The organism is Microbacterium sp. CH12i (genome assembly GCF_000685355.1).
Classification (GTDB): domain Bacteria; phylum Actinomycetota; class Actinomycetes; order Actinomycetales; family Microbacteriaceae; genus Microbacterium.
The window spans coordinates 193,411-209,836 of the sequence record NZ_JHET01000010.1 but is presented as its reverse complement, the minus strand read 5'-3'; the positions used below and the strand labels follow the sequence as shown (position 1 = coordinate 209,836).

The following is a 16,426-nucleotide window of genomic DNA, read 5'->3' as shown; positions in this document are numbered from 1 at the left end:
TGACCGCAGCGATCGGCGGGGTGGCTTTGTTCTAAGCTCTGGGAAAAGGGGTTGAGCATGGCGATACGAGTGCTCGTCGTCGACGATGAGTTCGAGATGGCAGACCTGATCTCTCGCGGACTGCGCGGCGAGGGCTACGACGTCGACACCGCGACGGACGGGCTCTCGGCCATGGCGCTCGCCAACGAGAGCGAATACGACTTCGCCGTGCTCGATGTGATGCTTCCCGGGATGTCAGGCTTCGAACTGTGCCGGTGGCTTCGCCAGCAGCACGTCGCGCTTGCGATCATCCTGCTCACCGCCCGCGACGCGGTCGATGACCGAGTCAGGGGCTTGGATGCTGGCGCCGACGACTACTTGACGAAGCCGTTCGAGTTCATTGAACTCGCAGCTCGATTGCGTGCGCTTCGCCGCCGAGATTCGCTAGGTATGCCCCGACTCGACGTCGGCGGACTGCTGATCGATCTCACCCGTCATGAGATCTCGGCGGGCGGCAAAGAACTGCGACTCAGCCGCACTGAGTTCGACCTGCTCCGCCTTCTCGCCGAACACATCGGGCAGATTCTTCCCCGCGAGATGATCCTCGAAACGATTTGGGGATCGGGTGCATACATTGACGCGAATATCGTCGACCAGTACGTCAGCTACGTTCGGCGCAAGCTGGAATCGGTGGACGCACCGGCTCGCATCGTCAACGCGCGCGGCGTGGGGTTCCAACTGATTGCGGTCAGTGAACTCAGTCCGTGACAACCTTTCGCGCGAGAGCGATCGCGCGCTGCAGCAGTTCGTCTGCGTTGTCGAATGAACCGCTGGCGATCAAGTCGCGGGCAAGGTAGTGCGTGATGCCGAAGGTCATCGACACGATCATCCGCGCTTCCTCTTCGACGCCCCTGCGGTCACGGGCGGAGTCGTCGGAGCGCAGCCTCGCATCAACCAGCTCGACGATTGAAGTCTGCGCTTCTTCCATGCGGGCGAATTCCTTGAGCGCAAGGCCAGGATTCGCTTGAACAATCTGGTGACGTTTGCCGAACAGTGCGGCGTCAACACCGCCGAGGGGCGAGAATGCGGCAACCATCGTCGCGATGAGATCCTGCAGGGGCGACCCGCCCTGCCCGGCGATGTACTCCTTGCGGAGCGCTTCGCCGGGCAGGGGAGTGTCGATGCCGAGGACTGCGCGTTCCTTCGAACCCGCGTAGTTGAAAAAAAAAAAAAAAAAAAAAACGTGCGCTGCGAGATCATCGCGCTCTCGCAGATCATCTCCACCGTGACGTTCTCGTAGCCATGCTCGAGCGCGAGTTCGATCGCACCCCGCTCGATCGCCTGCTTCGTGGCACGTTTTTTGCGCTCACGCAGCCCTACGGCATCCGCTTCACTCATACGATCGATTCTCCGTCACTCATAGCGGAGAGCGTCGATCGGGTTCTGCTTTGCAGCGCGCCGCGCAGGCAGTGTGCCAGCGAGGAACGCGATCAGCATCACGACGAGGATGACGGTGATGATCGAGGCCGGCTCAAAGAGCATGATGTGCAGACCCGGCAGGCCAGAGAGCAGCGAATTCGCCAGCGCAGAACTGATCGCAGACCCGGCAAGGATGGCGACCCCGGCGCCGATGGCGCTACCGAGGAACCCGATGAACACCGCCTCCCAGCTGAACAGCCCGAAGACCTTGCTGCTGCTCATACCCATCGCTTTCATCAACCCGATCTCGCGGGTGCGCTCTTGCACGCTCATTAGCAGGGTGTTTACAATGCCGAAGCCGGCCGCGATGAGCGCGATGACGGCGAAGGCGTTGAGCACGCCGATGATGCCGCTGATCACGGTCTGGAATGCGCCGATCTGATCTTCGGTGGTTTGAGCCTGGAAACCCTGATCCGCGAGGTCAGCCTTGATCGCCGAGACCTGCTCATCGGACGCGTTGGGGTCGAAGTGCGCAACCGCTGAGACGTAGCCGACCGGGGCCGCGGTGATGCGTCCCGTCTCTTGCGCCTTGACCAGCTCATCTGTCAGGTGCTCGTTGATTCCCGCGCCGAGCGCAATCAATGACGCATTCTGTACGCCGACGATCTTTGCTGTGACCTCGTGCTGCTCGCCGACGGCATCCGTTGCTCCGAGCGTGGCGGTCGCGCCGATGGCATCCTTCGCGTCGGCGAATCCGAGCGCGTCGAGGAAGCTGTCGGGGAGGAGGATCTCGCTCCGATTCCCGTCGGAGAGCTTTTCGCCCGCGGCGAGGTCTGGAACGGTCGCCGCAGACACCGGGTTCAGGGTCACTTCAAACTTGTCGGCGCCGTCGGTAGTGATGAAGTCGGCAGTGACGAAAACGGTGGGCTCGACGCCGGTGATGCCATCGATGGCCTCGATCGCGTCAATATCGGACGTGCTCAGCGCTCCGCCACCGAAAGGAGAGCCCCCGCCGGGAACTCCGCTGCCGGCCGTGGCCTTCTCCGGATCGTACGGGGTCGGCCCATCGTTGCCAGCGAGAGCCGCATCGTCGGGTGCGAGGGTGACGGTCAACACCCCTTCGGCGCCGATCGCTCCGAGCTGATTGTCAATGTAGTTCGAGATGCCCGCGCCGATGGCGCTCGTGATCGTCAGCGTGAACGCGCCGATGAAGATCGCGATGACCGTGAGGCTGGTGCGCAGCTTGCTGCGGAACGTGTTCTGGATGGCGCTCTTGAGCACATCTGCGGTCTTCATGCGGAGACCTCCAGTCCATCGCGGAGGAAGATTTGTCGGTCGCAGCGTGCGGCCAAATCGGTGTCATGAGTCACGATGATCAGCGTGATGCCCTTCTCGCGATTGAGATCGAACAGGATGTCTTCGACCACCTGCCCTGTGGCGGTGTCGAGGTTGCCTGTCGGTTCATCGGCGAAGATCACCTTCGGGTTGTTCACCAGTGCGCGGGCGATGACAGCGCGCTGCTTCTGCCCGCCAGACAAGTTCGTTGCCTTGTTCTTGGCCTTGTCGTCCAGTTCTAGCGCGCGCAGCGCTGCCATGCCGCGCTCGTTGCGCTCACGCGCACTGACACCAGCGATCTTGAGCGGCAGGATCACGTTCTCGAGCACTGAGGCGTTCGGGATGAGGAAGAACTGCTGGAACACGAACCCGAAATCCTGGTTGCGCAGCCGGTTCATGTCGCGTGCGCGCATGCCCGAAGCATCCGCTCCTTCGATCGTGATCGCGCCCTGATCAGGCTCGTCGAGCAAAGCGAGGATGTGCATCAGCGTCGACTTGCCCGAGCCGCTCTTGCCGACGATCGCGACGGATTCACCTTCTTTTACCGCCAGCGAGACGCCTTTCAGCGCATCGAAACGGCTTGTGCCGCTGCCGTACGACTTGTGGATGTCGACGGCATCGAGGATCGAACCAGTCACGAGATTCCCTTCAATAAGTGCAGGGCTGCAAATTTATACCTACTGCACTATTGATTGGCTGGGAATCAGGTGCGGGCGCCTGTGCGCGGGCGTGCAGGCTTTCCGGTTCATTTTGCCGATCGTGAGACCAGGGATCGGTTGGATGAACGCGTGCACGATCAGACGAGTTCGCATCGTTCACGTCGGGAGAAAACCCGGACCAATTGCTCGATAGGCGGAGTGTCGGATGTTGACACGCCGGGGCGCGCGCGGATGATCCGGGTTTTCCGGCCGCTTCCCCGCGGCTCCGGCGGCTCCGGCCGCTTGCCCGGCGGCAGCTAAGCCTCAGTCCAGCCCGACCATCTTCGCGCTGATGTTCCAATGGCGTTCTGCGAGTGCAGCATCCGATGCCTGGGCGTTCGTCTTCGCTGGCTTGCGCTTCACGTAGTACTCGCCAGACTCCCAGTCATCACCTGGGATGCCTTCGGTGAGCCAGACCAGAGTGTCGGCGCCTTTTTCGGGAGACGTCATGCGCATAAGACGGCGCAGGGGCGACTGATAGATGATGCGCATGGGGCTGCTCGTATCGTGCGCGAAATTTGTCGAGACGATTCCCGGATGGAACGCGGCTGCGGACAACCCCTGCGAGTGATACCGGCGATGCAGTTCTTTCGTGAAGAGGATGTTGCCGAGCTTCGCATCGCCGTATGCCTTGTTCGGTGAGTAGTTGTTGTCGTTGCTGAGATCGTCGATATTGATGTTTCCGAAGAGCTTGGCGGCGGCGCTCGAAGTATTCACAACGGATGCTTGGCTGGCGAGCAACGTCTCCATCAGCAGATTCGTGAGAAGAAACGGTGCGAGATGGTTGATCTGCAGCGTCCGCTCGAAGCCGTCGACGGTGCGTTGCTGGTCGAAGATGCCGCCCGCGTTGTTGGCGAGAACATCGATGCGCGGGTACTGCTCTTTCAGCTCCGCAGCCAGTCGACGCACCTGATCGAGGTCTGCGAAGTCAGCGAGGAACGAGTCGGCGTGCAGCTCGCTTGCGACCGCCTCGGTCTTAGTGGGTGAGCGGCCGATGAGCACGACGGTGTGGCCATCGGCCTGCAGCGCGCGGGCAGCGGCGGCACCAATCCCGTCGCTTGCTCCGGTAATGAGGATGACTTTGGTGGTCATGCTCGCCTGCTTCCCGCCGTGTGCCGCTGCCGCGTTGCCTCGTAGAGGATCGCGGCGGTGGCATTCGCCGCGTTCAGCGATGACGCGTGGCCGGTCATCGGGATGCGCGTCAAGACGTTGCACGCCTCTTTCCACGCGGCCGACATGCCAGAATGCTCGTTTCCGGTGACGATCAGCGTCGGGCCGGTGAGATCGACATCCCACACGTCCTGCGTGCCATCCTCGTCTGTCCCGACAATTTGCACGTTCACGCCGTTCGCGCGCATCTCCTCAACCCAATCAAGTGCAGGGCGGATGCTGGGCAGCCGAACAGTCGGCGTCATGATCGTCGATCCGGTCGAAGCGCGCAACGCTTGCGGGTCATAGGGGTCGGCAGCGTGTCCGGTGACGATGACGCCGTGACCGCCGAGAGCATCGACAGAGCGCACGATCGAGCCGATATTGCCGGGGGAGGCCGGGCGGTCGAGAGCGACATAGAGGCATTGGCCGGTGTGGGAAGGCGGGACAGGTCGTCCGCGGGGATCGCCACGATCAGGAGGAGCTCCGGAGGCTCATCGCCCTTCTCGCCTAGCTCGACCATCAGTTCTGGGGCGACCAGATAAGGCTCTGCACCGCCGCGCTCGGCTGTAGCGCTGGTCTCGGACGCCCACCGCGACCGACCATCGGCGTGCGTGATCAGGACTGCTCGCAACTGCAGCTCGGATTCGAGTGCGAGATTGATTGGCCGTACGCCCTGCACGATCATCTCGCCGGCGCGGTTGCGCTTGGTCCGGTTGCCGAGAAGCGTCTCCCAGTACTGGAACGTAGCGTTCCTGGTTGACACGGCCTTCGTTCGATGCGGTCGAGACTCGGGGGACATCGTGCGGCCTGCGCCTCTCTTTGTGCGGATGCGTCGCTGTGGCAGCGACACACTCGAGCGTACCGAGTGCCGGCGTCAGTACCAGTTCATCGACTGCGAGTGACCCCAGGCTGCGCAGGGGGAGCCGTAGCTGCCCTGAATGTACTGCAAGCCCCAGCGAACCTGGGTGACGGCGTTGGTCTGCCAATCGGCACCAGCGCTGGCCATCTTGTCTCCGGGGAGCGACTGCGGGATGCCGGTGGCTCCGCCGTCATCGTTGTAGGCCAGGTAGTTCCAGCCTGACTCCTTCTCCCAGAGCGAGCTCAAGCACGAGAACTCGCCGTCGCCCCAGCCGTACTGGTCAGCGGCGATCTGTCGGGCGGCGGCCTTGGCGCCATCCGGCGTGTTCGCATTGGCGAGGGAGGCCGCTGCCTCGACCGCCGCCTGCTGAGCGGCCTGTTCTGCGGCTTGCTGCGCTGTTGCGGCATCCAAGCGTCCGCGCAGCTCGGCAGTCTGAGCGGCGACCTGCTCGGTCTGCGCGTCGATGCTCGTCATCAGCGCGGGCAGCAAAAGCACGGAAGGGTTCTCTGCGTCTTCGAGATGCGCCATCGTGCTTACGAGTGGTGTGGCATCGATCGCGGTGCCCTGGGCGCCCAAGTCGATCCCGCTGCTCTCGGCAGCAATGACCGTGGATGCAGCATCCGTCAGCGCAGTGCGAGCCGCCGCGATCGCTACCTCCGTGTGGGCGGGATTGGCGGTGAATGTCGCCGCACCTACGCTCGCCGCGCGCGCGGGGACGCTTGCGAAAGCGGGGGCGGCTGCGGCGATTCCCGCAGTGGCGACGATGCCGAGGGCGGCGCCGACGGCGAGCGTGATGGCGGCGGTACGGCGGTGGGCAGGGGAAAGCGACAGGGTTTTATGCATAGTGAACGTATTGATCCTTCGGGTGATCAGTGCTGAAGCAAAAGCAACAGGCGCGCCCTTCGGGTGGACGCAATGCACGTCCTCGGGTGGACGCACAAGATAACGATCCTGCATCATTACGCCTGTGCGGAAGCTCCGTGCCGACTGGGCAGGTGGTGTGAGGCGAGTCGGCACAAACACCCGTGGACAGCCGTCGGATGCAGTGGAAGTGTTGACCCTGCACGCGATATCGTCCCGCGGCAGACTGAGGAAGTAGCGAGATGTTCGAGAACTCCGAAGCGTTCAGCGGCATGTCATCCAACGACGTCGCAGCTCGCGCGACTTCTACGAAAACGTGCTCGGCCTTACCGTCAGTGACCAAGGCGGCGGCATGATCACCGTTCAACTTCCGAAGGGCGGTAGCGTGCTCGTCTACCCGAAAGGCGACCACCAGCCCGCGGCATTCACCATCCTCAACTTCCCGGTCGAAGACGTTGATGCAGTCGTAGATGAGCTTCTCGCCAAGGGCGTCACCATGGAGCGATACGACGGCGCGGGCCAGGACGAGAAGGGGATCGCGCGAGGCAAAAGCGTTGGCCGCGGCCCCGATATCGCGTGGTTCAAGGATCCCGCGGGCAATATTCTCTCGGTGCTCTCGCAGTGACGCGGGACTGACCAGGAGGCAACCCTCACTCCACGAGCTTGCCCTCTGATGACACCTCGCGCATGAGCGCCGCGATCTCGGCGGGAACGGGCGGGATGCCCTCACGCGTGACGCCGGCAGCTGGCGACCAGACGAGGTTCACCTGCAACGCGGGGTCGGTCTCGGGAAAGTCGCTGCGGTTGTGGCATCCGCGGGTCTCGCGACGCTCCAGTGCAGCTTCCAGCGTCGCGCGGGCCGCGATCGCTGAGCCCTTCAGGTCGAACGCATGCGCGAGGTCTTGGAAACCGGCGATGTCGGGGTGGATGCCGACGTCCTGCATCCGTTCCTCGATGAGATCCAACTCAGCGAGACCTGCGAGTAGCCCCTCTTCGGATCGCACGACCCCGGCGTGCTCGGTCATCGTGTTGCGGATCGCACGCTGCAGCGCGCGGACGTTTTCGCGACCGTCAGCCGCGAGAAGGTCGTCGATCTCTGCACGCGCCTCGGCGACTGCCGCGGGGGAGCGACGCTGTGCGTCGAGTCCTGCCGCGTGTGTGACCGCGGCCTGCCCGACCAGGCGCCCGTATACAAGCAACTCGATCAGCGAATTACCGCCCAGACGGTTCGCGCCGTGCAGTCCGCTGGATGCCTCACCGATCGCGTAGAGCCCGTCGACATCGGTGCTGTGATCCTCTGGACGCACCCACACCCCGCCCATCGAATAGTGCGCGGTCGGCGCGATCTCGATTGGATCGACCGTGATGTCGAGCATCTGCAGCTCGAGCATCGTCTGGTAAACGCGTGGCAGGCGGGTCATGATCGTCTCACGCGGCAGGTGCGAGACATCGAGCCATACGCCGCCATTCTCGGTGCCGCGGCCCTCCTTGATCTCGGTGTACGCCGCGAGCGCGACTCGGTCGCGGGTCGACAGTTCCATGCGTTCCGGATCGTACTTCTCCATGAAGCGCTCGCCGAGGGCGTTGCGGAGAATGCCGCCCTCGCCGCGCGCCGCCTCAGAGATGAGAGTGCCGGCCGCGTTCTCCGGCTCGATGATGCCAGACGGATGAAACTGCACCAGCTCGGGGTCACGCAACCGCGCACCCGCATCGACCGCGAGACGGAATGCGTCGCCGGTGTTCTCATCACGACGTGACGACGTACGGCGCCAGATGCGGGTGTGCCCGCCGGCAGCGAGGATCACGGCATCCGCATGGATCAGGTAGCGCGTGCCGTCGTTCTGATCGAAGCCATACGCGCCGAAAACGACGTTGTCTCTGACGAGAATTCGGGTGATGTAGACGTGATCAAGGATCGGGACGTTCAGCTTCTGGGCCTGGCGCACGAGCGTGCGCTGGATTTCCAGCCCGGTGTAGTCACCGGCGAACGCCGTGCGTCGAAAAGTGTGCGCGCCGAAGAAGCGTTGTGAGATGCGCCCGTCTTCTTCGCGGGCGAAGTCCATGCCCCAGCGCTCCAGATCCCGGATGCCGCGTTCTGCGCCCTGTGCGACGACCTCGACCGTGTGCGGGTTCGCGAGAAGGTAGCTCTCCTTGATCGTGTCGGCGGCGTGCTGTTGCCAGGTGTCCTCCGCATCCATCGTGCCGAGTGCGGCGTTGATGCCGCCAGCGGCGAGCGCGGTGTGCGCATCCTGTAGCGGTCGCTTCCCTACCGCAAGCACATCAACGCCGCGCTCGGCGACCTCGATGGCCGCGCGCAATCCGGAGCCGCCGGTGCCGATGACGAGGACGGCGGTGGAGATCTGACGTTCGCGTGTGCTCATTTCGTCCACGCTACGACTGCCACGTTGATAACTCCAATGAATTATCGCTCTAGTCTCGATAGACTGGATGCATGAACTTGGACCAGTTGCGTGGCTTCGTCGAGGTCGCGAACCTTGGTCACTTCACCCGGGCGGCCGAGAATCTGCACCTCGCCCAGCCCTCGTTGAGCCGCCAGATCTCGACGCTGGAAACGGAACTCGGCACCGAACTGTTCCGACGCGTCCGCGGCAACATCTCGCTCACCGATGCGGGTGAGGTGTTGCTGCCGCGTGCCAGACGGATGCTGGCGGATGCCGCCGCCATTCACACCGAGATGGCAGAGCTCGCAGGGCTCCAGCGCGGGCGCGTGCGACTCGGCGCGACACCGACGCTGTGCATCAGCCTCGTCGCAGAGGTGATGAGTGCCTTTCACGCCTCGTACCCCGGTATCGAGCTGTTGCTGACCGAGGCTGGATCGCACCTGCTCATTGAGCAGCTCACTGCCGGCGCGGTCGACATGGCGCTGATCACGACCTCGGAGGGGATGCCAGTTGCAGGCACCGCGCTCGTGCGAATGTCGCTGCTGAGTGAAGAACTTGTCGTGGTCTCGTCGGCGGCGCAGCCGCCGGTCAGCGACACATCGAGCATCAGCCTCGAGCGGCTGGCCCAGTTGCCGCTGATCGCCTTCCATGAGAGCTACGACCTTCGGGCGGCGACCGATGCGGCCTTCCGCGCCGCGGGCCTCACTCCATCGCCGGTTGTGGAGGGCGCCGAGATGGATGCTGTGCTGCGCTTCGTCGAGCGCGGACTCGGAGTGGCGGTCGTGCCGGCGATGGTGCTGCTTGATCGGCCGACGCTGCGATCGGTGCGTCTTGAGGATCCGCGCCTGTCGCGTACCGTCATCCTCGCGCATCGCTCGGACGTGAACCCGACCCGCGCCGGCGCCGCCATGCGCCGGGTGATCGTCGACACGGCTCGCGAACTGGCGGTGCGCGACCCGGCGACGATGAGTTTGGTGGAATAAGGCAGCTAGTGCGCAACGCGCCGATGAGCCGCCAGGGCTCCGCCAGGATCCCGCCACCTCATTCTTCCGCCTCTTCCGTGACTTCGAACCGGTCGCTCTCGGGAGTGGGTTTCGGATGCAGCACACCAGATACCGCACCCAGACCCGCGCCGATCAGCGTGTCGAGGATCCGCTCAGCAGCGACGTCAAGCGATACCGGTTGGCCGGATGCGGCCCCGCTGAGGATGAGCACCAGCGGGGTGATGAACATGAGCGCCAGGGCGTAGTGGCGCACGACGACGAGCTCGATAGTGAACTGCATCGCCGCGAGGATGAGCGCGAGCCAGATTCCATGCGGGACGAAGGCAGCGATCAGCACGTAGACGCCTGCGCCGGCGAGTGAGCCGACCATGCGGTGCAGGCCGCGTTGGAATGCCGTGCGCCGCACAGCGGCGAGTCCGATCACGGCGACGGCTGCACCGACGATCCAGTAGGTCCGATCGGGATGCAGGAAGTAGCCGATCAGCGCACCGATCACAGCGACGATCGCGACGCGGAGCAGCAACATCCGGCTGTCGAGGTCTAGTGAGGGTCCGGGCAGCAACTCGCGCAGTGGTCGAGCTTTCACTGCGCGGGCGTGGGACAGGACGAACGGCGTGAGCGCGAGCAGGTACGAAAAGAGGCATCCCGCGGTGTACGCGGCGAGGTACATCGGGCCTGTTACCGGCGCGATGCCGACAACATAGGCGGTCAGACCGTAGACCAGCACGAAGAACACCGGGCCAGGGGCGCCGAGCCGGAATGCGAAGGCGACCCCAGCCCGATGATCGCGACGACGGCGACGCCGATAACTGTCAGCACGGGGTTCCCAGACACCAGGATGCCGAGCGCCGCGCAGATGATCAGACCCACAGCCGGGAATGGCAGGATCTTCGCCCGCTCGACCACGGGAGACGCGCTTGCGAAGAGGACCGTGAACGCGCCGGTTCCGGCGATGTATCCGAGCTGGGGGTGACCCAGCAGCGTCAAGACGATGATCGGCACCGCCATGCCGAGAGCCGCTTGGATGCCGATCGGCCAGCGAGCCACTGGATTGGGCGCGAACGCGAAGAAGCTCACCTGTCTATTCTCCACCGTTGCGAGCTCGTCGATGCTTCTGATCGTGCCAAGGCTCATGCACTCGGGTAGCGCCGGACCCAAGAGCGGTGCATAACTCAGCTCACCCGGGCGTCGGTGCAGAAGAGTGTCTCAGCGCGCCGCGATCCACTCCGCGAAAGTCTGACGACCGAGGTCGGCATCCGGACCGGGTAGTGCCAGCCCCGCGCGCATGCCTTGCATCTGCTTCGTGGGGATGCTGATCGATGGAACCCAGCCCCGGTAGCCACGCGCCCTCGCGTATGACTTGACCATCTCATCGAGTGCCTCTTCGCGAGGTCCGGCGAGATCGCGTGCTCTCTGCTGCGGCGCGCCCACGGCCAGAGTAGCGAGTCGTTCGCCCACCTCGGCGGCGGAAATCGGCTGCGTGCGGGCGCGAGGTGCCAGATGTAACGGGCCGGCCTTCGCCCGCGCGAACATCTGCGCGGCGAACTCATGAAATTGCGTTGCGCGTTGAATCGTCCACGGCACCGGTGAGGACTCGACGACATTCTCCTGTGCAACCTTGCCGGCGTAATAGTCGAACGGCATCCGATCGATCCCGACGATCGACAGCAGAATGATGTGGCCACGCCGCGTCGGCGGCAGCATTGATCAGGTTCCCGGACGCGGTAGTGAAGAACTCGATGGCAACGTCTGCCTTCAGCGTCGAAACGTTCGCGGTATCGATCACGGCTTCCACGCCGACGAGCGCATCGTCCAGCCCGTTTCGTGTGATGAGGTCGACATGATGAGAGCGGCTCAGTACTACGGCTTCATGCCCGGCGTTTCTGACCGCGTCGACTGTGTGCTGTCCGACGACGCCGGTTCCTCCCGCGATTGCGATCTTCATCGGAGCAGACTACCTCGGAGGCTGAAGATGTTGCCTGGCACTACTGATCCTGGCGAGACAAGCCTCGCGCGCACGTCTCGCCGCCCGGTCGGTACACTCACACCGTGAGCACAACGACCGTGCGCCCCGGCATCGCCGAGCGACTTTCCCGGATGATTCAGCTGCCGACCGTGTCGGCCGAACTGGAGGAGCGCGGCACCGCTCCGTTCGAAGAGTTCGTCGCGCTGATTGCCGAACTGTATCCGCTCACGCACCAGCATCTGACGCTCGAGCGTCACACCGAGTTCGGACTCCTCTTTCATTGGAAGGGCGCATCCGATGCAGGTCCGCTCGTTCTGATGGCACACTACGACGTTGTCCCAGTCGATGAGAGTGACGACTGGACCCACCCGCCGTTTGCCGGGGTGATCGCCGATGGCTGGGTGTACGGCCGCGGCACCCTCGACGATAAGGGCCCGCTCATCGTCGTGCTCGAAGCTGTCGAGAATTTGCTCGCTACAGACTTCACGCCCGCCCGCGACGTGTATCTGTCGTTCGGTGGCAACGAAGAGACCTTCGGCGCCGCCGCGGTCGAAATCGCGCAGGTGCTGAAGGATCGCGGAATCATGCCGTGGCTCGTGCTGGACGAGGGTGGCGCTGTGGTCGACGCGCCGTTGTCGTTCGTAAAGGGTCGCGCCGCAATGATCGGTGTCGGTGAGAAGGGCGTGCTGACCCTGAAACTCAGTGCTCGAGGCCAGGGCGGGCATGCCTCGGCCCCGCCCACGCTCACCGCTGTCCGCCGCATCGCCCGCGCCGTGAACCGGCTCGCCCCCGGCACCTTCCGCCCGCGCACACCCAAGGCCATCTCCCGGATGCTGTCGCAATTCTCCGCGCAGTCCAGTGGGCCGTCGCGGCTGCTGTTGAAGGTGCTGAGCCGCGTCCCGTTCCTCACCGCACGAGTATTCGCGGCGCTGGGCGGAGAGCCGGCCGCGATGGTGCGCACTACGGTCGCGCCCACGATGCAATCCGGTGGAACGGCGGTGAATGTCATCCCGTCTCAGGCATCGGCCACCGTGAACCTGCGCATCGCGCTGGGGGAGACCGTGGCGAGGGCGGTTGCTCGTGTCCGCCGGCGCATTCATGACCCCCTGGTATCGATCGAGGTATTGGAAGGCAGCGAACCCTCGCCGGAGTCGCCCACCGACAACGCCCAGTTCGCACTGCTCGGACGCGCGCTCGAAGAGGCATTCCCTGGCGTTCCGCCGGTGCCATACGTGATGATGGCGGCCACCGACTCGCGACACTTCCACCGGTACTCACCGGCGGTATATCGGTTCGCGCCGCTCGAGATGTCGAATGCGCAGCGCGCGGCGATCCACGGTGTTGACGAGAGCGTCGAGATTGCGACACTCGAGCGCGGCGAGGTCTTTCATCGCGCACTGCTCGAGAACCTGAACGGAACGGATCACTGATGTCTCGCACCGTCACCCTCGGCGCGCTTGCGTCAGTCGTCGGATTCCTCGCGTTCGTCGAATTCACGAGTGGGGTTTTGCAGGGGTACTACACGCCCATGCTGACCGATATCGCTCGGCATCTCGGCATCCATGACGCTGACGTCAACTGGTTCGAGGGCACGCAACTCATGCTGTCGGCGCTCGTCGTGCCAGCTTTCGCGAAACTCGGCGACATGGTCGGCCACAAGCGGATGCTGTTGATCTCCACAGCCCTCACCGCAGCCGCCGCCCTGGCGCTCCCGTTCACGGACTCGTTCTGGGTGTTCTTGGTGGCATGGACGCTGATGGGTTTCTACGTCGTCTGGCTTCCGCTCGAAATTGCACTGATCTGGTCGCGGTCACGTCGCATGGAAGGGCGTTCCCTCCTCACCGCTCGAGCCGCAGGCCTGCTGGTTGCGGCGCTGGAGCTCGGTGCCATCTCCGGCGCGCTCATCGGCGGCTCACTCGTCGACGTGCTGCCGCTCACTATCGTGCTGCTGATTCCCGCGCTGCTGGTGATCGTGTGCTTCTTCGTGATCCTGTTCGGCGTGAAAGAGTCGCCGGAGTCCACCGGAGGTGTGCTGGACACCGTCGGGCTGGTGCTCATTTCGATCGCCCTGATTTGCTTCACCGGTGGGCTCAGCCTGTTGCGTCTCGAGGGTGGACTCGTCAATCCCTGGTCCTGGGCTGTCGTCGTGCTTGGCCTCGCGCTCATCGTGCCGTTCGCCCTCTGGGAACTGCGGCATGATGACCCGCTCATTGATGTGCGGATGTTCCGTTCGCCCGCACTCGGACCAGTGTTCCTCACCGCAGGTCTGTTCGGGGTGAGCGTTCTCGGCGCTCAGGCGCCGCTGTCGACGTTCGCTCGCACAGACCCGGCGGTCTACGGCTACGGACTCGGAACGACCGGGTTTGCAACCTCGCTCATCATCGGTATTTACCTGATCGGCATGATCACCGGAGCGCTGCTGTTCTCCGTCATCGCTCGCCTCACGACCCCACGGATCACCCTCATCGGCGCGTCGATCCTCGTTGGCATCGGGTTCCTGTTGTTCTTGCCGTTCCACGACGCGTACTCGCAGGTGATCACGAACATGGTGATCGTCGGGCTCGGCTCCGGAGCGCTTGTGGCTGCGTTGCCGGCGGCCGCGGCATCGGCTGCTCCCGCGACGCAGACCGGGGTCGCTACCGGGCTGACCAACTCGGTGAAGACCGTCGGTGGAGCGATTGCGTCGTGCGTCTTCGGTATCGCGCTGCTGAGTGGGGTTGCGGGCGTGGCGGGTGGGGCGGAGGGCACGGCCGGATCGCTCACGGGGTACTTCACCGTCTGGATCGTCTGCGGCGTCACCGCCCTCGCGGCCGCTGTGCTGCTGCTCTTCGTGCCGAAGCAGGCGTTCACGGACCGCGCGAGCGAGCTCGAAACCACCCCGATGGCGTGACCCTTGGCTAGTGCGGGGCGTGGTACTCGGCTTCGTCGCGCTTCCAGTAACCCTTCACCACAGCCTGAGCGATGTCGACGCCCCAGCGCTGGAGAAGCGCTCGGCCCGGCTTGACGACCTGCTGTTCGGCGGCGATGAAGACGAAGGGGTCTACGCCCACGGCATCCGCTTCGCCGAGCCCGTCAAGGAACGCGACGAGCGCCGAACCCGCCAGCGCATCGCCACGATGCAGCCATTCGACGTCGACGGGTGCGTCGATCTTGATCTCGTCGGCGGCGCCGCGCACCTCGATGATGATGCGTGCGGGCTGGTCGCCGACCAGCGACGCGAAGCGACGAATCGCGGGAATCGCGGTTTCGTCGCCCACCAGGAACCATGCCCCGGGCGTGCCGGTCATTACGGCCGAGCCGCGTGGGCCACCTGCACCGATCTTCGATCCGATCGGCGCGTTCGCCGCCCACGGTGCTGCCACACCCTCGTCGCCGTGCACGGCGAATTCGACTTCGAGCCAGTTTTCGCCCCATGCGAGAGGCGTGTATTCGCGGTTCGGTGACGCCCGCATCTCTTCCACCGTCTCGGGGGAGCCCTCGGGGAAGAACAGCCGCATGTGGTCGTCACTGCCTCGGGAGTCGAACCCTGCGAGCTCGTCGCCCTCGAGCCGCACCCGCACGTAGTTCGGCGCGAGCTGTACACGCTCAGTGAGCGTCACCGTGCGGAACTTCAGTTCGAGCATTTCACGCTCAAGAGAGAAGGACGATTTAGGAGTGGTCATGAAGTTAGGCTAGCCTACCTAACGGCGCAGTTAGGGTTCCCTTACCTAAAGCCCACACCCCCTTTCCCGCTTTCCGAGGAGCACACATGTCATTGCGCCGCCCGCTCGCTGCAGCATCCGCCATTCTCGTTTCCGCGCTCGCGCTCGCCGCCTGCGCCGCGACGCCAGCTGCAGAACCCGAGGCGCCGACATCGAAGGCCGAGCCCACCACGGTCACGGTCGAAGACAACAACGGCAGCTACACTCTCGATCTGCCCCTCGCTTCTGTCGTCGCGACCGACAACCGCACCTTCGAAACCCTCGACTCGTGGGGCATCGAGTTGAAGGCGGCCGCCGTCTCTCTCATGCCGAGCACGATCTCGTACACGAAGGATGCGTCGATCATCGACCTCGGCAGTCACCGTGAGCCCAACCTCGAAGCCATCGTTGCCGTCGCGCCTGACCTCATCATCAACGGTCAGCGCTTCGCCCAGTTCCACGACGACTTCGTCGCTTACGCACCGGATGCTGTGGTGCTCGAGCTCGATCCTCGTGAGGGTGAGCCGTTCGAGGAAGAACTCAAGCGTCAGACCAGCGTGCTCGGTGAAATCTTCGGCAAGCAGGCCGAGGCAAAGAAACTCAATGACGATCTTGACGCCGCAATTGCACGGGTCAAGGCCGCATACGACGATGACGAGACCGTCATGGCCGTCAACACATCCGGCGGCGCGATCGGCTATATCGCTCCTGGCCTCGGCCGTACCCTCGGCCCGGTGTTCGACTTCTTGAAGCTCACCCCCGCGCTCGAGGTCGATGACGCCACGGACGATCACCAGGGCGACGACATCGCTGTCGAGGCGATTGCCGACTCGAACCCGGACTGGATCCTTGTGCTCGATCGCGACGCCGCCGTCAGCGCCGATGACCCGAACTACTCGCCGGCGGCTGACGTGCTTGAAGGTTCGGAGGCACTGGCAAAGGTCACCGCAGTGACCAAGGGCAACATCGTCTACATGCCGGCCGATACCTACACGAACGAGGGAATCCAGACGTACACGGAGTTTCTCAACGACTTCGCCGACGCTCTCGAGGCACGCGCCTAAACGCAGA

The 16,426-nt window shown here is 64.1% G+C and carries 19 protein-coding genes and 1 pseudogene; 6 read left to right on the top strand and 14 right to left on the bottom strand.

Annotated features, from left to right (window positions below; translation table 11 throughout):
- Positions 1-57 precede the first annotated feature (57 nt).
- Positions 58-747, top strand: a complete 690-nt coding sequence (locus tag DC31_RS13100; protein ID WP_081813853.1) for a response regulator transcription factor — start codon at positions 58-60, stop codon at positions 745-747.
- Here the strand turns inward: DC31_RS13100 and DC31_RS18770 are convergent.
- The 8 genes from DC31_RS18770 to DC31_RS13065 all read right to left on the bottom strand — a co-directional run bounded on the left by DC31_RS18770 (position 737) and on the right by DC31_RS13065 (position 6,285).
- The gene (locus DC31_RS18770) at positions 737-967 is read right to left on the bottom strand and encodes a hypothetical protein (RefSeq protein ID WP_036280768.1); all 231 of its coding nucleotides are present in this window, start codon (positions 965-967) and stop codon (positions 737-739) included. The two genes, DC31_RS13100 and DC31_RS18770, sit on opposite strands and share 11 nt — an antisense overlap.
- The gene (locus tag DC31_RS17755; RefSeq protein ID WP_081813852.1) at positions 865-1,377 is read right to left on the bottom strand and encodes a TetR/AcrR family transcriptional regulator; all 513 of its coding nucleotides are present in this window, start codon (positions 1,375-1,377) and stop codon (positions 865-867) included. Before DC31_RS17755 ends, DC31_RS18770 begins: the two co-directional genes overlap by 103 nt.
- Before the next feature lie 15 nt (positions 1,378-1,392).
- Positions 1,393-2,694, bottom strand: a complete 1,302-nt coding sequence (locus tag DC31_RS13085; protein ID WP_036280764.1) for an ABC transporter permease — start codon at positions 2,692-2,694, stop codon at positions 1,393-1,395.
- The gene (locus DC31_RS13080) at positions 2,691-3,371 is read right to left on the bottom strand and encodes an ABC transporter ATP-binding protein (protein WP_235201505.1); all 681 of its coding nucleotides are present in this window, start codon (positions 3,369-3,371) and stop codon (positions 2,691-2,693) included. The genes DC31_RS13085 and DC31_RS13080 overlap by 4 nt, the downstream gene beginning before the upstream one ends.
- Before the next feature lie 324 nt (positions 3,372-3,695).
- Positions 3,696-4,523, bottom strand: coding sequence for an SDR family NAD(P)-dependent oxidoreductase (locus DC31_RS13075; RefSeq protein WP_036280759.1), 828 nt, complete (start codon positions 4,521-4,523; stop codon positions 3,696-3,698).
- A complete protein-coding gene (locus DC31_RS20360) occupies positions 4,520-4,951 on the bottom strand; it encodes a TrmH family RNA methyltransferase (protein ID WP_327036875.1) in 432 nt (143 codons plus the stop codon). The genes DC31_RS13075 and DC31_RS20360 overlap by 4 nt, the downstream gene beginning before the upstream one ends.
- Positions 4,843-5,346 (bottom strand): hypothetical protein, encoded by a 504-nt coding sequence (locus DC31_RS20355; protein ID WP_327036882.1) that lies wholly within the window; start codon positions 5,344-5,346, stop codon positions 4,843-4,845. The genes DC31_RS20360 and DC31_RS20355 overlap by 109 nt, the downstream gene beginning before the upstream one ends.
- Positions 5,347-5,457: 111 nt before the next feature.
- Entirely contained in the window at positions 5,458-6,285 is an 828-nt protein-coding gene (locus tag DC31_RS13065; protein ID WP_051607026.1) for a hypothetical protein, read from the bottom strand.
- A gap of 370 nt (positions 6,286-6,655) precedes the next feature.
- On the opposite strand from DC31_RS13065, the gene DC31_RS13060 reads away from it, so the two are divergent.
- Complete coding sequence (locus tag DC31_RS13060; RefSeq protein WP_327036874.1) at positions 6,656-6,928, top strand: VOC family protein; 273 nt, start codon at positions 6,656-6,658, stop codon at positions 6,926-6,928.
- Between the two features lie 25 nt (positions 6,929-6,953).
- On the opposite strand, the gene DC31_RS13055 is transcribed toward DC31_RS13060, so the two are convergent.
- On the bottom strand, positions 6,954-8,684 hold the full coding sequence (locus tag DC31_RS13055) for an L-aspartate oxidase (protein WP_036280757.1): 1,731 nt from the start codon (positions 8,682-8,684) through the stop codon (positions 6,954-6,956).
- 71 nt (positions 8,685-8,755) lie between these two features.
- On the opposite strand from DC31_RS13055, the gene DC31_RS13050 reads away from it, so the two are divergent.
- Complete coding sequence (locus DC31_RS13050; RefSeq protein ID WP_036280755.1) at positions 8,756-9,688, top strand: LysR family transcriptional regulator; 933 nt, start codon at positions 8,756-8,758, stop codon at positions 9,686-9,688.
- A 58-nt stretch (positions 9,689-9,746) separates the two neighbouring features.
- Here DC31_RS13050 and DC31_RS17175 read toward each other — a convergent pair whose 3' ends face one another.
- The 4 genes and pseudogenes from DC31_RS17175 to DC31_RS20350 form a co-directional block, all read right to left on the bottom strand.
- On the bottom strand, positions 9,747-10,445 hold the full coding sequence (locus DC31_RS17175; protein WP_051606942.1) for an FUSC family protein: 699 nt from the start codon (positions 10,443-10,445) through the stop codon (positions 9,747-9,749).
- Entirely contained in the window at positions 10,418-10,786 is a 369-nt protein-coding gene (locus DC31_RS17170; RefSeq protein ID WP_152545430.1) for a hypothetical protein, read from the bottom strand. Before DC31_RS17170 ends, DC31_RS17175 begins: the two co-directional genes overlap by 28 nt.
- A 129-nt stretch (positions 10,787-10,915) precedes the next feature.
- Positions 10,916-11,413 (bottom strand): SDR family oxidoreductase, encoded by a 498-nt coding sequence (locus tag DC31_RS13040; RefSeq protein ID WP_327036881.1) that lies wholly within the window; start codon positions 11,411-11,413, stop codon positions 10,916-10,918.
- Positions 11,414-11,513: 100 nt separating this feature from the next.
- Positions 11,514-11,654 (bottom strand): annotated as a pseudogene (locus tag DC31_RS20350) (NAD-dependent epimerase/dehydratase family protein); the annotation flags it as partial.
- 104 nt (positions 11,655-11,758) lie between these two features.
- On the opposite strand from DC31_RS20350, the gene DC31_RS13035 reads away from it, so the two are divergent.
- Positions 11,759-13,105 (top strand): M20/M25/M40 family metallo-hydrolase, encoded by a 1,347-nt coding sequence (locus DC31_RS13035; RefSeq protein WP_036280753.1) that lies wholly within the window; start codon positions 11,759-11,761, stop codon positions 13,103-13,105.
- Positions 13,105-14,565: an MFS transporter gene (locus DC31_RS13030; RefSeq protein ID WP_036280751.1), complete on the top strand. Its 1,461-nt coding sequence runs from the start codon at positions 13,105-13,107 to the stop codon at positions 14,563-14,565. Before DC31_RS13035 ends, DC31_RS13030 begins: the two co-directional genes overlap by 1 nt.
- A gap of 7 nt (positions 14,566-14,572) precedes the next feature.
- Here DC31_RS13030 and DC31_RS13025 read toward each other — a convergent pair whose 3' ends face one another.
- Positions 14,573-15,337, bottom strand: coding sequence for a siderophore-interacting protein (locus DC31_RS13025; RefSeq protein WP_036280749.1), 765 nt, complete (start codon positions 15,335-15,337; stop codon positions 14,573-14,575).
- Between the two features lie 86 nt (positions 15,338-15,423).
- On the opposite strand from DC31_RS13025, the gene DC31_RS13020 reads away from it, so the two are divergent.
- Entirely contained in the window at positions 15,424-16,419 is a 996-nt protein-coding gene (locus DC31_RS13020; protein ID WP_036280747.1) for a siderophore ABC transporter substrate-binding protein, read from the top strand.
- Positions 16,420-16,426 lie beyond the last annotated feature (7 nt).

What these genes read in the sequence shown, in the direction of transcription:
- DC31_RS13085 (WP_036280764.1), bottom strand. Translation starts at nt 2,694, where the DNA reads ATGAAGACCGCAGATGTGCTCAAGAGCGCCATCCAGAACACGTTCCGC.
- DC31_RS13075 (WP_036280759.1), bottom strand. Translation starts at nt 4,523, where the DNA reads ATGACCACCAAAGTCATCCTCATTACCGGAGCAAGCGACGGGATTGGT.
- DC31_RS17755 (WP_081813852.1), bottom strand. Translation starts at nt 1,377, where the DNA reads ATGAGTGAAGCGGATGCCGTAGGGCTGCGTGAGCGCAAAAAACGTGCC.
- DC31_RS13065 (WP_051607026.1), bottom strand. Translation starts at nt 6,285, where the DNA reads ATGCATAAAACCCTGTCGCTTTCCCCTGCCCACCGCCGTACCGCCGCC.
- DC31_RS13020 (WP_036280747.1), top strand. Translation starts at nt 15,424, where the DNA reads ATGTCATTGCGCCGCCCGCTCGCTGCAGCATCCGCCATTCTCGTTTCC.
- DC31_RS18770 (WP_036280768.1), bottom strand. Translation starts at nt 967, where the DNA reads ATGGAAGAAGCGCAGACTTCAATCGTCGAGCTGGTTGATGCGAGGCTG.
- DC31_RS13100 (WP_081813853.1), top strand. Translation starts at nt 58, where the DNA reads ATGGCGATACGAGTGCTCGTCGTCGACGATGAGTTCGAGATGGCAGAC.
- DC31_RS13025 (WP_036280749.1), bottom strand. Translation starts at nt 15,337, where the DNA reads ATGACCACTCCTAAATCGTCCTTCTCTCTTGAGCGTGAAATGCTCGAA.
- DC31_RS13060 (WP_327036874.1), top strand. Translation starts at nt 6,656, where the DNA reads ATGATCACCGTTCAACTTCCGAAGGGCGGTAGCGTGCTCGTCTACCCG.
- DC31_RS13040 (WP_327036881.1), bottom strand. Translation starts at nt 11,413, where the DNA reads ATGCTGCCGCCGACGCGGCGTGGCCACATCATTCTGCTGTCGATCGTC.
- DC31_RS13055 (WP_036280757.1), bottom strand. Translation starts at nt 8,684, where the DNA reads ATGAGCACACGCGAACGTCAGATCTCCACCGCCGTCCTCGTCATCGGC.
- DC31_RS13030 (WP_036280751.1), top strand. Translation starts at nt 13,105, where the DNA reads ATGTCTCGCACCGTCACCCTCGGCGCGCTTGCGTCAGTCGTCGGATTC.
- DC31_RS13050 (WP_036280755.1), top strand. Translation starts at nt 8,756, where the DNA reads ATGAACTTGGACCAGTTGCGTGGCTTCGTCGAGGTCGCGAACCTTGGT.